14 protein-coding genes are annotated in these 14,532 nt (G+C 37.2%); all 14 read right to left on the minus strand.

The window, feature by feature from the left end:
- On the minus strand, positions 1–692 hold a 692-nt coding region (locus BUC30_RS00005; protein WP_139260754.1), incomplete at its 3' end, for a dTDP-glucose 4,6-dehydratase.
- Positions 693–701: 9 nt separating this feature from the next.
- Positions 702–1,265: a dTDP-4-dehydrorhamnose 3,5-epimerase gene (gene rfbC / locus BUC30_RS00010; RefSeq protein WP_073422798.1), complete on the minus strand. Its 564-nt coding sequence runs from the start codon at positions 1,263–1,265 to the stop codon at positions 702–704.
- Positions 1,266–1,281: 16 nt separating this feature from the next.
- The gene (locus BUC30_RS00015) at positions 1,282–2,166 is read right to left on the minus strand and encodes an Abi family protein (RefSeq protein WP_073422800.1); all 885 of its coding nucleotides are present in this window, start codon (positions 2,164–2,166) and stop codon (positions 1,282–1,284) included.
- Positions 2,167–2,387: 221 nt separating this feature from the next.
- Entirely contained in the window at positions 2,388–3,308 is a 921-nt protein-coding gene (gene rfbD, locus BUC30_RS00025) for a dTDP-4-dehydrorhamnose reductase (RefSeq protein WP_073422802.1), read from the minus strand.
- A 30-nt stretch (positions 3,309–3,338) separates the two neighbouring features.
- A complete protein-coding gene (locus tag BUC30_RS00030) occupies positions 3,339–4,295 on the minus strand; it encodes an acyltransferase family protein (RefSeq protein ID WP_348536611.1) in 957 nt (318 codons plus the stop codon).
- 63 nt (positions 4,296–4,358) lie between these two features.
- Positions 4,359–5,525, minus strand: coding sequence for a polysaccharide pyruvyl transferase family protein (locus BUC30_RS00035; RefSeq protein WP_073423882.1), 1,167 nt, complete (start codon positions 5,523–5,525; stop codon positions 4,359–4,361).
- On the minus strand, positions 5,522–7,069 hold the full coding sequence (locus tag BUC30_RS00040) for a Coenzyme F420 hydrogenase/dehydrogenase, beta subunit C-terminal domain (protein ID WP_073422806.1): 1,548 nt from the start codon (positions 7,067–7,069) through the stop codon (positions 5,522–5,524). Before BUC30_RS00040 ends, BUC30_RS00035 begins: the two co-directional genes overlap by 4 nt.
- Positions 7,056–8,603, minus strand: a complete 1,548-nt coding sequence (locus BUC30_RS00045) for an oligosaccharide flippase family protein (protein ID WP_073422808.1) — start codon at positions 8,601–8,603, stop codon at positions 7,056–7,058. Before BUC30_RS00045 ends, BUC30_RS00040 begins: the two co-directional genes overlap by 14 nt.
- 8 nt (positions 8,604–8,611) lie before the next feature.
- On the minus strand, positions 8,612–9,268 hold the full coding sequence (locus BUC30_RS00050; RefSeq protein ID WP_073422809.1) for a hypothetical protein: 657 nt from the start codon (positions 9,266–9,268) through the stop codon (positions 8,612–8,614).
- Positions 9,269–9,732: 464 nt separating this feature from the next.
- Positions 9,733–10,845, minus strand: coding sequence for a glycosyltransferase WbsX family protein (locus tag BUC30_RS00065; RefSeq protein ID WP_073422814.1), 1,113 nt, complete (start codon positions 10,843–10,845; stop codon positions 9,733–9,735).
- A gap of 2 nt (positions 10,846–10,847) precedes the next feature.
- The gene (locus BUC30_RS00070) at positions 10,848–11,846 is read right to left on the minus strand and encodes a glycosyltransferase family 2 protein (RefSeq protein WP_073422815.1); all 999 of its coding nucleotides are present in this window, start codon (positions 11,844–11,846) and stop codon (positions 10,848–10,850) included.
- 11 nt (positions 11,847–11,857) lie between these two features.
- Positions 11,858–12,901, minus strand: a complete 1,044-nt coding sequence (locus BUC30_RS00075; protein WP_170861472.1) for an EpsG family protein — start codon at positions 12,899–12,901, stop codon at positions 11,858–11,860.
- Positions 12,902–12,933: 32 nt separating this feature from the next.
- Positions 12,934–13,842, minus strand: a complete 909-nt coding sequence (locus tag BUC30_RS00080) for a glycosyltransferase (protein WP_073422817.1) — start codon at positions 13,840–13,842, stop codon at positions 12,934–12,936.
- Between the two features lie 34 nt (positions 13,843–13,876).
- The gene (locus tag BUC30_RS00085; protein WP_073422818.1) at positions 13,877–14,524 is read right to left on the minus strand and encodes a DUF1919 domain-containing protein; all 648 of its coding nucleotides are present in this window, start codon (positions 14,522–14,524) and stop codon (positions 13,877–13,879) included.
- Positions 14,525–14,532: the final 8 nt, after the last annotated feature.

The following is a 14,532-nucleotide window of genomic DNA, read 5'->3' on the forward strand; positions in this document are numbered from 1 at the left end:
TTGTTAATGAAAAGCGGGATGAGCTTTTCGGGGAACTGGTACGGGCCGTAGTTGTTGGAGCAGTTCGTGACGATCGTCGGCATGCCGTAAGTGTCGTGGAATGCGCGCACGAAGTGGTCGGAGCCAGCCTTCGAAGCGGAATACGGGCTGTGCGGCGTGTACTTCGTCGTTTCGTAGAAGAAGTCGTCTCCGTAGGCCAAATGGTGTTCCGAACTAGAAGCCGTAGTCGTAAACGGAGGCGTGATGCCTTCCGGATGGTTCATCTTGAGGGCGCCGTAAACTTCGTCAGTCGAAATGTGGTAGAAACGCTTGCCTTCGTACTTTTCCGGGAGGCTTTCCCAGTAGAGCTTTGCCGCCTGGAGGAGGCTTAAAGTACCCATGACGTTCGTGCGGGCGAATGTGAACGGATCCTTGATGGAACGGTCCACATGGCTTTCGGCAGCGAGATGAATGATGCCATCAACTTTTTCATCTTGCATGAGCTTGTAGAAAGCGTCGAAATCGCAGATATCCATCTTCACGAACTTGTAGTTCGGCTTGCCTTCGACATCCTTGAGGTTAGCAAGGTTGCCCGCATACGTGAGCTTGTCGAGGTTGATGATATTGTATTCAGGGTACTTGTTGACAAATAGACGAACGACATGGCTCCCAATAAAGCCCGCTCCGCCAGTAATTACGATCGATCTTTCCATATTGATTCCTTATAGTTCAAAAGCGAATCCCAAATCCTTGAGCGCCGGATTCTTGGTATCCTTTTCAGAAAGCAGCGGTTCGAAACCATTGCCCACCGGCCATTCGATGCCGATTTCGGGATCGTTCCACATGAGGCCGCCTTCATCCTTCGGGTCGTAAAGGCGAGTGCACTTGTACACGAAAGTCGCCATCTCGCTGAGCACCACGAAACCGTGGGCAAAGCCTTCGGGAATGTAGAACTGCTTCTTGTTTTCGGCAGAAAGCACAACGCCTTCCCACTTGCCGAACGTCGGGCTACCCTTACGCAGGTCGACCGCCACGTCAAAGACTTCGCCTTCGATTACGCGAACGAGTTTACCCTGCGGGTTCTTTTTCTGGAAGTGGAGTCCGCGGAGCACGCCCTTCTTGCTCTTGGATTCGTTATCTTGTACGAAAACCATGTTCAAGCCGGCAGCGTCGAATTCTGCCTTGTTGTAGGTTTCCATAAAGTAGCCGCGATGGTCGCCAAAGACCGTCGGTTCTACAATCGTCACGCCCTCGATGGACGTCTTGATGAAATTGAATTTAGACATAGCGATACATTCATTTTTAAAACTTAAAGCCCTTCGGTAAACCCAAAGCATTTTCAAAGTCTTCTGGACAAGCCAAAATCAATTCATTGAAGGCAGCGGTCATTTCCTTCTGGGCCGGCACATCCGTAGAAAGAAGATCATGCAAAATGAATATCAAGGCGCCAACAGAATCGTTCCCCAACTGCAGCCGATGCATGGCAGGAGTACGGGACGGCCTTATTTTGAAGCGGTATCCCCAAAGGCGTCCATGATGGGCGCAACGATTGCGGAGAATGACCAAGCTTCGCACCCAGGACACCACATCATTAGGCGGGGCCTTTAGCGCAGAAGCGACTTTTTTTACATGCGATTGGTATTTTAACGCCCCGAAGACCTTTGACCATTTCCCGAACGAAAGATATTCAGAAAGAATCCAACAAGGCGGAACATCGGATTCTGTATATGCAGCCTTAAAATGTACAGCGGAGAGTTCATTGTTATCTATCGCCCGCTCCAAGGCATCGACGCATTCCTGGTTCAAATTGCTTAAATCAATGGAATTTGTAAACAACTCTTCATCTAGAAACCAAAACGGATTCTGCGTTTCCGTCACCAAGACATAGTTCAGGACAGAGCGGAACATTATTTCAAAACGGCTGAGATATTTTTGCAGAAGAGTCTTAAGCCTTTCGTCCCACCGGTATAGCCCCAAAATTCGGTTAAACGATGTACCGGGCAAAAATTTGTCCAAGCGATTCCCGTCATCGTCAAATTCTTCAAAATAAAGTCCGTAGCCGCAGAAACGGTAATAATTGACCTGCAATAAAACCTGCGTTGCAGAATCATTATCTATCGTGACACCACGACTTTTCAGCAGGGCGACCTGCTCTTCGAGGGAAGTCGGTTTCTTATTGAATTTCACCAATCCTCCCTAAAAACAAAAAAGACTCGCCGTGGTCCGCTCCCGAAGAACGGGATCGCGTGGCGAGTACTATTGTTAATGAATATAACTAAAAACGCCCCTATTGTCAACAGGGAAATACGAAATTTTGCAATATATTTGGCGTTCAGTTTTTTCAAAAGCATTCCTTTCTGACAAATATACAATCCATATTTTGTCACAAAGTGTCAAAATGGAATTTCTCAGGAAAATTCTCCTATTTCTTTCAAATATCTCGCTAGGGCATCTTGCCATGTGGGGAGCGGCTTGAAACCGGCTTCCACCAGTTTGCTCTTGTCCAAGCGGCTGTTAAAGGGGCGCGCGGCCTTGCTTAAGCCATATTCGGCGGTGGTCACCGGCAGCACCTTCGTCGAAAGCCCTGCCTGCCTGTAGATTTCGCAGGTGAAGTCATACCAGCTGATGTACCCGCCCTCGTTGGTGGCATGGTAGTAGCCGTACTTTTCAGTTTCGTTCATGTCCACGAGCAGGCGCGAGAGGTCGAGCGTGTACGTCGGAGTGCCGATCTGGTCGTTCACCACACGCACGGTATCGTGAGTCTTGCCCACGTTAAGCATGGTCTTGATAAAATTCTTGCCGTTCAGGCCGAACACCCAGGCAATTCGCACAATGAAATACTTCTCAAGCGTATTAGCAACAGCAAGTTCACCTTCGAGCTTGGTCTGACCGTAAACATTGAGAGGCTTGTAATCTTTGCAGTCGGGCTGCCAGGGTTCCGTGCCCTGACCGTCGAACACGTAGTCGGTGCTGATGTAGGTCATCTTGCAGCCCAGGTGATGGCAGGCATCGGCAATGTTCTGCGTGCCGCCCGCATTCACCGCACGGACCTTCGCCACGTTCGCATCGTCTTCGGCCATGTCGACCGCAGTCCATGCGGCACAGTGGATCACCGCGTCGGGCCTGATTTCAGAAAGCACCTTGTCGACCGCGGCGCTGTCAGTGATGTCGAGTTGCACATAGGGCATCTTCGTGACGGCCGACCCGTCAGCCACCCCGCTGTACGCAGGAGCCATGTCGGAACCGACACCCGTATGGCCACGCTTTGCAAGTTCATTCATCACATCGTGGCCCAGCTGGCCATTTACACCTGTTACGAAGAATTTCATGATTTATTCAGCCTCGTTTCTTTTCAGCATCTATTTCCCAATAAACTTTGCCATTCTTCTTAAATTGAAAAGATAAGTCAATAAAGGTAAAACAACAAGATTTATCAAAAACATATAGATAAGCAATTCCCAATTATTCGGAGCAGGAGTTGTTTTCTGGTAAATAGCAATAATCAAGAGTCCTATTGGCCAATGCATAACATAGTATATCATTGAATGGTGACCGATGTCATCAAAATGAAAATGCTCCAAGATAAAGCCTGCATATTTGATTAAATTGTTGAACGCTATAATTCCTGCAAGACAGAACGGATACCATAGCAAGTAAATTCCATTTTCGTACAAAAGAATGTTTCCATACATTGTTACTATAGTTGGTCTAAAAATTCCAATCGTGACAAGAACAATCAACGAACTGATTACAATTTTTTTATTGTACTGTAAATCTTTCAGTTTCATACCTAAGATGTAAAAAGCAAGTCCACTACAAAGGTTCCCTGGCCAATACAAGCCGTGTTTCGCCAAAAATAAGTAGTGCAAAAAAGCAAACAGCAGCGACGAGCCCAAAAGCAAATAATGATTGATTGCGTTCCGAATACAATTAAAAAATACTCTCACAAAACATAACGACAACAGGAACCAAAGAGGGGCATTAAAATGAATAGCCTGCTTCAAAACTAATGTTTTACACTCGCCAAGCAGGGTACTCGGTAAAGAGCTTTCATTTATCAATGCAACAGAAGCTGCAATTACAATTCCTACAATTGAGAAAAATACATAGGGCAACAATAAGGATTTTACATCCTTTCTTTGTTCCGAACAAAACATGCCCGACTTAAAAAAGAACCATGGCATAAAAAAGAACAAAATATTCATTGATCTGTATAGCAAGGATTCATTCAAATGGAGTAAAGACATGTAGTGTCCAAGAATTATTCGAACAATGAAAATTCCAGCAACTATATCAAGAGTGTTATCGCGTACAATTTTATTTTGAACGCCTTGTGCGTGGGGAGGTAAATTTTTGGTTACGTTTTATCATAATAAGCACTATCCATTTTTCTTTTGAACAACATCTTCTTGATACGCCTGTTCAATTTGCTCAATAATTCCAGGAATATTCGCAGGAGTGATATTATTTATCATCGCCGTTCTGTTGTAAATGCCGTTATTTTCAAAGGCTCCCTGGAACTTAAAACTATAGGCCAAGCCGAAAACAGGAACTTTGGTGAAAATTGCGGCAAAATTTGCATGCATTCGAGTTCCGATAAAGAAAGACATTTTCGAAATCACAAACTTAACTTGAGGCGATATCAAGTCCTTGTCTATAAGAATAACGTTTGTTTTATCTTCTAGCGAATTATAAAATTCTCGACCAGAAATCATATCGTCATTATCCCATTCCGGGTTGTTATAGCCATAGGCATGAGGAATGAGATAGATCGTCTTGCCCTTCTTTTGAAAATGCTGAACCAACTTCGTCATCAATTCAGGATAAGCAGAGAATTGCCCTGCAAGGTCGCGGAAGTTGTTTGAATAAGCAAGTCCGCTGACATTTATACCAATAGAATTTGGATTAATATCAATATCCCATGATTCCGGTTTCATATACGCAGAGAGATCATTGGTTAGTTCATACTTGATACCCATTTCATCAAGTTCTTTTGCATACTGGGCATCGCGAACGTAAACCTTATCAGCATATTCCATAATTTGCTTGGCTTCTGCCAGTATTTTTGAATCCTTGAACGGGCCAATTGTCTGCGGTAAAAGAATCAGCGGAGTATTCGTTTTCATCGCAAATTTGATTTCAGGAAGTCGAGAATTCCACAATCGTTCACCGTAAATGTCAGAAAAACCATCGCCACCATTGATGGCTGCAACAAGCGCAACTTTCCTTACAAATTTACCCCACGGACGAAACGGAAGAGATATGCCGAATTTAGCCCACAACTTATATTCAAAAGCATTTACCATAACGTAGTTAAACGTAACAGGAACCCCCTGAACATTCTCGGTTCTTCGTTTCTTTTGAAGCAATTTGCTCAGAGTCTGCTTACGGAAAGGGTTTCGGTAAATGGTATATTGTATAACCTCTTGCCCTTCTTTCATATAGCCTTTTTCACGCAAAAAGGCTAGTGCACCATAACCCAAAGCTGCTGTACCGCGATTGCGAGATGTCAAACAAAAATCAGATATCAGAATGTATTTTTTCATACTCGGACCCATTTCTTTGATTCCATATCGTATTTCTTTATAACTCTTGCAGGATTGCCCGCAACAATACTGTATGCAGGGACATCCTTCGTTACAACAGCTCTGGCAGCAACAACGCAATGTTTCCCAATATGGACTCCACTCAAGATTTCACTACTAAAACCAAGCCAACAATCATCTTCAATAATAACAGGACCTTTGGATGTCAAACGTTGAACATTCATAGGTTTCGTTATATCTTCGTACCCATGAGAATGATCCGTTATATGAACATGTCCGGCAAAAAGGACATTTTTCCCTATTTCGACCCTATCTATTGCGGCTAAGCTACAATTCTTTCCTACCCAAGTTCCGTCGCCAATTATAATTTTAGGATTGTATGCAACGCCCATATAACTTGTAACGGGGCCCAAATATGTATTTGCTCCGACACCAACTTTATCGCCAAGAAACACGCACTGGGGGTTATTCATCACTATATTTTCACCCATAGAGAAATTAGTCCCTCCCCCGAGGCGTTTTTTATAATAATGGTTGCGGAATTTATTTTTGATCCTTTTTACAATTCCCATAAGAAAACCCATAAAACTCCTTTGTTTTGATAATAACCGTATTACATTTTGCAACTTGATGTGAAGACGCATATTAAAAAGACATAACGAAGCCATTTTTTTATAAATTTTGAATTCCAATAACTTTGCGAGTCGTTTTTTGAACAACCTTTCTGATTTAATCCTTATCTCTTTATGAACATTAGGTTTTTCAGCAATAGCATATTCATCATAGTTAGATGGAATCGCTTCAATTAGTTTTTCCGCCAGCATTTCGTTGAATACTTTTTTCCCGTGCTCGGAACTTAAAACACAAAGCGTTGCGCCGATTTTTTCGTTTTGTTTATATTTCTCTAGCCATGGATCTGCAAGATTTATATCTGCTTGTTTTCCTAAATCTAATTTGCAAAAAAGGCATCTCTTAGGTTTGAATATATTTGATTGGTGAATTGTACTCCAAGGCTCTGTCCAATTGTCTTTTTTTATGACAGAACCATCCTTTAGCCAAATTTGTATTCCGCTAGGCCAGCCATTTCCTCGATATTGCATATTAACAACATCATCTTTATTAATTCCAAGAAATTTATAATAGCACAACGTTCCTTGAACAGTTGTTTGCCCAGAACAGCAGTAAGAAATAATAAAATTCTTTATGCCCTTTCTATTCAACATTGCACGAATCGAATTCACTTGACAAGGGCCGCAAGAAAGAACAATACCATCTTTAATATTTTCAAGATTATCCTTAACAAAACGAACCAAATCTATATCTTGATATACGCTTCCACAAACATTAATTTCCTTTTCCGAGTATATCATTTTCGGAACATACATACAGAGATTGGCATTAAAAACAAATGTTATTCCAGTCCCATATTCAGATTGAGACAACAAGTACCGCATAATGGTAGTGCCTATGCCACCAGACGAAGCCTTAAATCTGTCATCTGCATCTTTAGAAAAGCCAATGTAATATTCACTATTTTTTAACATAATGAGACACTTTTTTCTTAACAATTTCGATTAAGTTCATCTTTTCAAATGCAGACAATCCAATAAAGTATATCAGCACAATACTCAACAAAAAGCATAGAATGCTTTCGCCACAAAAAGAAACAATACTCGGATCTGAAATTTGCCTGTGAATTATGTACGACATAAATGCAACCGGGATAGTCGTAAGTAATATCGGCAAAACAGCGTTTTTTAGAAAAAAACATGCTCGAAAACCAGGAATCATTTCTTGCAAAAGAAATAATCTTGCAACTAAACAAACTACGGAGAAAATTATCATAGCACCATATCCCCATTCACCTCCCAAACCTATCTTAAAGAATATCCATGCCGCAGGGAAAGCCATTAACGACAATCCGCCAACAACAATTTGGTACTTCTTTATTTTCCCTGTTGCCAGCATTGCTGTATAAAGGCATTGAGACAAGTTTTGAGATAACATAAAAACGAATCCAAGCCTAACAAATAATGCCGAATATTCAGGAACATTTTTCAACCAAATTTTCAAAATGTATTCCGTATTGACAAATACGGGCAAACAAAAAATTCCAAACAAGAAAAAAGCGGCTTTTGTTCCAGAAATAATCATCTTATTTAAGTAATCATAATTCTTTGACGAAAATGCTTTTATAATTTGAGGATTCAACGCCATCATAAAATTACTTACAAAAGTATTTACAGCATTGTCAACTTGAGCAGCCACTCCTCTCGCAGCATTCAACGTAACTCCAAAAAACAAATTCGTAAGCACATTGATTCCTTGATTATTAAGAACACCTGCAGAGGATCCAATAAAATTCCATCCAGAAAAATTCAACAATGATTTAAGCAAGTCTTTATCAATAAAGAATTTGTAACGGCAATCCTTGAAATTTATATGACAATATATGCTGTAAATAAAACGCATTGCAAGAGAAATTAACATTGCAAGCAACGCATATAAAATCAATGAATCATATTGAATTTTGAAGAGAACAAATACCATAGCAAGTTTTGATATAGCTTCGAAAATACTTGCATAAGCAAATGCGGACATTCTCTCGTATGCCACTATGGCCGCATTATAAGGAACGCTAATTATGTTTATACAAAAAGTCAGAACAGAACAATGAAACACCCAATTAGCGGCATTCAACCTATCTGAAGGAATATTGATTTTATAATTCAAGAACCATAATCCAATAAGTTCAAGTAATAAAAATAAAACTATAGCAAGGGAAAAATGAATTGTAACTGTTGATGAAAAAACTTTCTGAATGTCTGATTTGTCTTTCCCTAATTCAAATGCCAAAAATCTCTGGCTTGCTGCAGTCAAAGAGCCGCTAAGTAGCGAAAACATTGAAACAAAACCGCCAACAACATTGTAAACACCAAAATCTTCAACGCCAAGCACCTGTAATACAAGACGGCTCGTATATAAGCCTACCCCCATAACAAGCAATGTTCTAAAATACAGGAACATTGTGTTCTTGACTAGACGCTTACTATTTTGTATTTCAACATTGTTGCTCATAATAACCTTTATGACAGAAGCAATCCATCATCGCTATGACTCAACATTAATTTTTGAAGATCCCCCTTTATTGAATCAATCACATTATTAAAGGGCAACTGAGACTCAATAGCCAAACCATATGATGTCCATGAGCATTCGTCATAGCTTTTAATTAGTTCGTTTATTTTCAAATTAAGTTGAGTGTAATTTGCATTAAACTGGTATGCAAGCATATTATGCAATAAATCATATATTTTATCAAGAAAAGACATAAATGATTGCGGGGATGGAGTAAACAGAATCATTGTCACAATGGAGCAAATTAATTTCGAAGACAAAATTATCACCATTTTGTCATCCGACTGCATTTTTATTATTTCACGATAAAAATCGATCTGATTGTAAAGCATTTGAATTATTTTTTCTTCTGTATTTTTTACTGCACTATTGGCAGCTTCTTCAGCAGATTTTTTTGCGGCTATACGAGCAGATTTTTTTGATGCAATTTTAGCAGCTTTTTTTGCTTCTGCAGATGCTATCTTTTTTATTTTTTTCGCATCAAACCAATACTTCAGTACAAATATACAGCACGTTGTTGTTATCAGAACCCCAAACAGAGCCGTATACGATGCTATAAAATCAGAGAACATATTGCGATAGAAATCAATTTGTGTCGAATCCATATTAAAGAACCATATTTCTTAAAAATTTGAAAAGGATTATAAAAAGAACTGAAATGACTGTTATAACGATTATGGGGAGAAACATAAGAAAAACTTCTTTTGTTTTTATAAGTCCAGCATATTGAATAATACGAATAGTAATCACCACTATAAGCACAAGAAACAAAAAACAGTAAAAAAATAAAACTATATTGCTCATCAATAATCGACTCTGCTGATGATTCTTTTACCATTCAAATGTTCTAAAATTTTTTCCATTTTTGATAAGGCCATATCTAGATTGTTTCCATAAACAAAGGTATGTCTGATTTCAGGAACCGGGGCATTAGTAGAATACATCAAAATGGACGCTATAGAACCATTTCTCTCTTGGTTGTAACTTGCTATGACATGATAAAAAACATCTAAAGAAAAAGCAATTCTTCTTCGTCTAAACATATTATATTCAAATCCCTATAAATTATTTATTTTTGAAACTTATTCAAAGCAGTTCTCAACGCATCAATATACCCATGCCCATACTTCAAATCAGGTTCCATGTAATTTCCTTCGCCCCATTCGTTCCAAGATTTCAAGAAAACGATTTGATTTTCTTCTTTCTTTGATGAAATCTTAGAAAACACATCCTCACAATGCTTTTGGAATAATTCTGGAGTAGAGTCCGTGAAAAGAAAGCCACTCCTTCCACTTCGAGGAGTATGATCCCAATTTGGCATAATTGTTGGAAAAACATTCTCATTTTCAATTTCCTCTTTTCCAATTAGAATAGGAATACTCTTTTTGTAATCAAATCGTCTTGGAGAATGCGTCAAATTCCACCAGAATCTTTGATACATTCTGTTTAGAAACCCCTTAACGCCTCGATTTACGGAATGAGGGCTACACGCATACGCCAACCTACAAGAACAAATTGCATCAACGCCACAATCCATAATTTTGGAATACTGATGACAAATATCTTGAGTGAACGCTATAAAATATATTCCAAGGAATCCATTTTCTTTTGCCATTTTATTCCACAAATCAATAAAAACCTTGATATCCTTGAAATCAAGCGGCTTATATATCATAAAAACAGGTTTGCCATCAATTTTTATATATCGATTATCCTTAAACGCAGGCAAAACAGACTCAAAATGATGTCGATAATCATCTTCGCCAGGATAAGTTTGTTCCGCTAAAATGTCTCGACCAACAACATTTCCTTCTCTATTCCAAAATTTTCTAGCCCAGGTTTCATTTGCCCAACATAGACAAAATGGGAAATCAGGTTTTCCGCATTTCAAAACCTCTTCAAAAGGCCGTTCTAACTCACGATGACCGTTGCCAAACCAATAATGGTAATAACAAAAACCGTCAACACCTGCTTTTTTCGCCAATTCGACTTGTTGTTCACGAGTTTCTGGTAAACGGAGATCATAAAAACCTAAATCAGCAGGTATTTTAGGTTGGTAGTGATTGCGAAAATACTTTTCCGCTTTCGCAACATTTGTCCACTCAGTAAAACCTTCGCCCCACCATTCATTATTATGTTTTGTGGGATGATATTGGGGTAAATACAAAGCGATAACTTTCATTGTTAAAAATCCTTTTTTCTCATACATGAATTTTTTAATTTTAGACACTGTAAATAGAAAAGATAAAAGTTCCTTCCTACATAAACTAGTAGAATTTCATATAAATTTCCAAGTTGACTATGAGGACGAGCTCCATTTTTTCGCATTTGTATGATTTCTCGACGAATTGGTTCTATATTTGAATGTTTTCCGTCAATTTTAAAAAGTTGTTCAAGTACAGTTCTATAGCAAAACTTTTTATAATCATTTGCAAAACGAGCCATGGAAGAATTTGAAACTAGTACATTATAGATTTTATTTCCTGCATCCAGCAACGTCAACCATTTTTCATTGAAAGTCGAATTAGTTACAGAGCCTTTTCTCACCGCATAATTATAAAAAGAGTTTTTCAACAAGTAAATTTTTTTGTTTTTTGAATTCACAAAAGCCTGTATAACAAATAGAGCATCTTCCCCATAATGAATATTTTCATCAAAAAAAACGTTTTTCACACAATCTTTTCTTATCATTAAACCCCATATGTAAACAAGAAGATTTAAATTTACAAGTGAATTCATCTCAATTACAGAATCTGATAAAAATTCATATTGCGAATAGAAATGTGACACTACGCCATTTTTTTTAAACATAGTTCTAACAAAATCCACATTTTGGTGTTCCATAGCCTCTACCATAGTTTCTATATAATTAGATTCTACGGAATCATCACTATCAACAAATACAATAAATTCACCATTAGCAATCCTAAGACCTTCATTTCTAGCAGAAGCAACCCCTCCATTTTTTTTATGGATTGCAAAAAATCTAGCATCATTTTTCATATAATCATCACAAACGGTATCACAACCATCAGTCGAACCATCATCAATCATGAGTACTTCAATATTTTTATACGTCTGTTGACGAATGCTATCCAAGCATTCATTCAAATAATCTTTTACGTTATAAACGGGTATAATAACAGAAACTAATGTTTCAACATTTTTTTCTATGCAAATCATTATTTCACCTTCTATAGTTGTTCAAATATTGATTGATATACATTAATCCCATTAAACCCTAAAACAAATGTTGTTATGTAAAAATAAAAAACGAAAAAGAAAACATAATACAAGGTTAAAAGGAATTGACATTCCCTATTTTCACAATATTTAAGCAATTGAGGAATCAAAAAAATGTGTGCAATTGCAAAATAATGTCCCATTCTAAAAGTATACGGAACCCAAATGGATAAACAATTAAAAAGAAAATCACAAAACAACAAAAGATATAGAGTCAAATTATGAATATTTATAGAACATATTTTTTTTAAATAACATATTTCCGGAATATAAAAGGGGATCGACAATAATAAAAATTTATTAGTCAACCCCAAATCCATTGTTGAAGTTACATAACTTGAATATATAAAAGAATATTCCTTTCCCCATAAAAGGAAAAAAGCAACAATCAACAACTCTAAAAATATCGTAAACAAAAAAATCCACTTACTTCTTTCAAAAGAAACATATCGTTTGTTTATCAAAAGAGCAAAAGGTAAAAGTAAAAAAGCGCTTGTATGAAATGTCCCCGCAAAAACAACACATATAGAAAAAAGAAATTTACTCTTTTTTAACATAAAATAATAAGCCATTGTAATAAAGGATATTGCTATGGCTTGCCGAATCACATTACACCATAGCCCCAAATACAAACAAAACAAAGCCAACAACTGCAACCACAAATAAGACTTGGATGAGTGTACTAATATAATTAAAGGCGGAACAACCGTCATTATAGAGGTCAGAACAATCCAACTTTGGAATGTGGGGGAAAAAAATTTGCAAAATTCATAAGTGAATATAATTCCAACACCATAGCGAGAAATTCCATTATTGACGTAATGCATATAGAACTTTTCATAGTTATAAAAATCTGTACCTATACCATACCGAAATGACAATAATAAAACGATTGGAGCAGAAAAAACGATTCCACAAAACACCCCGTGAGAATTGAGTGCTTTTAACGCATTATTGCCAGACGTTTGAAAAATTCGCCCCAACACAATAGTCATCAAAAGGACTACACTATAAATTATTATTGTACTCATTTTAATTTCAAAGCCACAAAACAATCGGTCAAAAAAGTTCTCACATTTCTATAAAAGAAAATATTTTTTAAAATGTTAATGAAAGCAAACAAGGAACGTCTTTTTATCCACTGAATTCGGAAAGAAAGAAAATTTCGTAAATCATCTCCCAATGGTGAATTGAAAGGGAAACCACAAGATACAAGATTAGTAAGCAATTTCAATAAATTCGATAATAATTCAACACGATTTTCTTTTTCCAAAATTGGCGGAGCATTTGTAGTCACGCTATCTTCATGACGTCTAAAGAAATGTAATACAGCATCGCATACAAATGTTGTATTACACAAAAAAGACGCTTCATAGATTAGCAAATCATGAGGGACATCTTCGAACCATGCGGTTTTAATTTGTTCAAAAAAATCTTTTCTAAAAGCATATGTACATCCCGGGAAATGTATATTCCAATCATTTTTTTTTGACATACGGCCATATTTTAATTTATCATAAAAAAAAGTTTCGAAAGAACCAATATCAGCTTCATTGTTTCTTAAAAAACTCTGATACTTACACACGACCAAATTTGCGTCTTTTTCTTTTTCAAATACAGCACATAGTAATTCAACCTTTTGACGATGCCAAACATCGTCCTGATCAGCCAAGAAAACAATATCTCCAGTAGTCGCACTAATGGCTTGTATAAAATTTTTTTTCCATCCCATACGGGATTTATTCAAATAAACTTTACACTTATCAACATTTTTTTCTTTGATAATTTTTTCTACAAAAGAAATGGTATCATCAGTCGATTGATCGTCAAAAATCAATATTTCATCAACAGATTTCGATTGATTCAAAATAGAATTCAATTGTTCTTTTATATATTTTGAACCATTATATGTAGTCATTGCTACCGAGACACGCATTATTCAACCTCAAGAAACTTGTTTTTTATGAGACTCATTTTCCATTCAAAAAGTTGACAACATCTAAGTATTTATTCCAATAAAATGTGTCGTTTTCAATTTCCAAATCATCTTCATAACCAGGGTAATAAACTCCCGATTTAAACCCCATACCGGGCTTATTAACAAACATCAACTTTTTTCCAGGCAAATCAAGATTATCAAAATTTTCCAAATCTTGTAACGAGCACTCATTCATCTGAGAAAATTTGAAAACAAGATTATTCCAATTTACTCTTTTAACTCGCCGAGTCCATTTTTCTTTTGCAATTTTTTCACTTGGATAATGAAGAAAAAAGACTTCAACATCACCTAGTAAACCTACAGGACAACAAATGTTCTTTTCTTTCAAAAAATTGTAATGTTTGCTTTTTGCAATGTCTATAAAATTCATCTCCTTTGCTAAATAATATCGCAAATTTTTTATAAATAAAATATATTCCGAAGCAAAAAAGAAAAGTCCAACAGTAGGCGATTGCTTAGGCAAACCAAAATACTCATAGCAATTTCCACCCCAACAATTATTAGAAATAATTGTAAAGTCAGTTTGGCACAAACGTCTACGTCTAAATGGAGCCAAAAAGCATCTTGATTTGTGTTCAATTTTTTTGAAGATCTTTTCCAAAGATGTTGGTTTGAACATATCATCCT

The organism is Fibrobacter sp. UWB7, from assembly GCF_900142945.1.
Lineage (GTDB): Bacteria > Fibrobacterota > Fibrobacteria > Fibrobacterales > Fibrobacteraceae > Fibrobacter.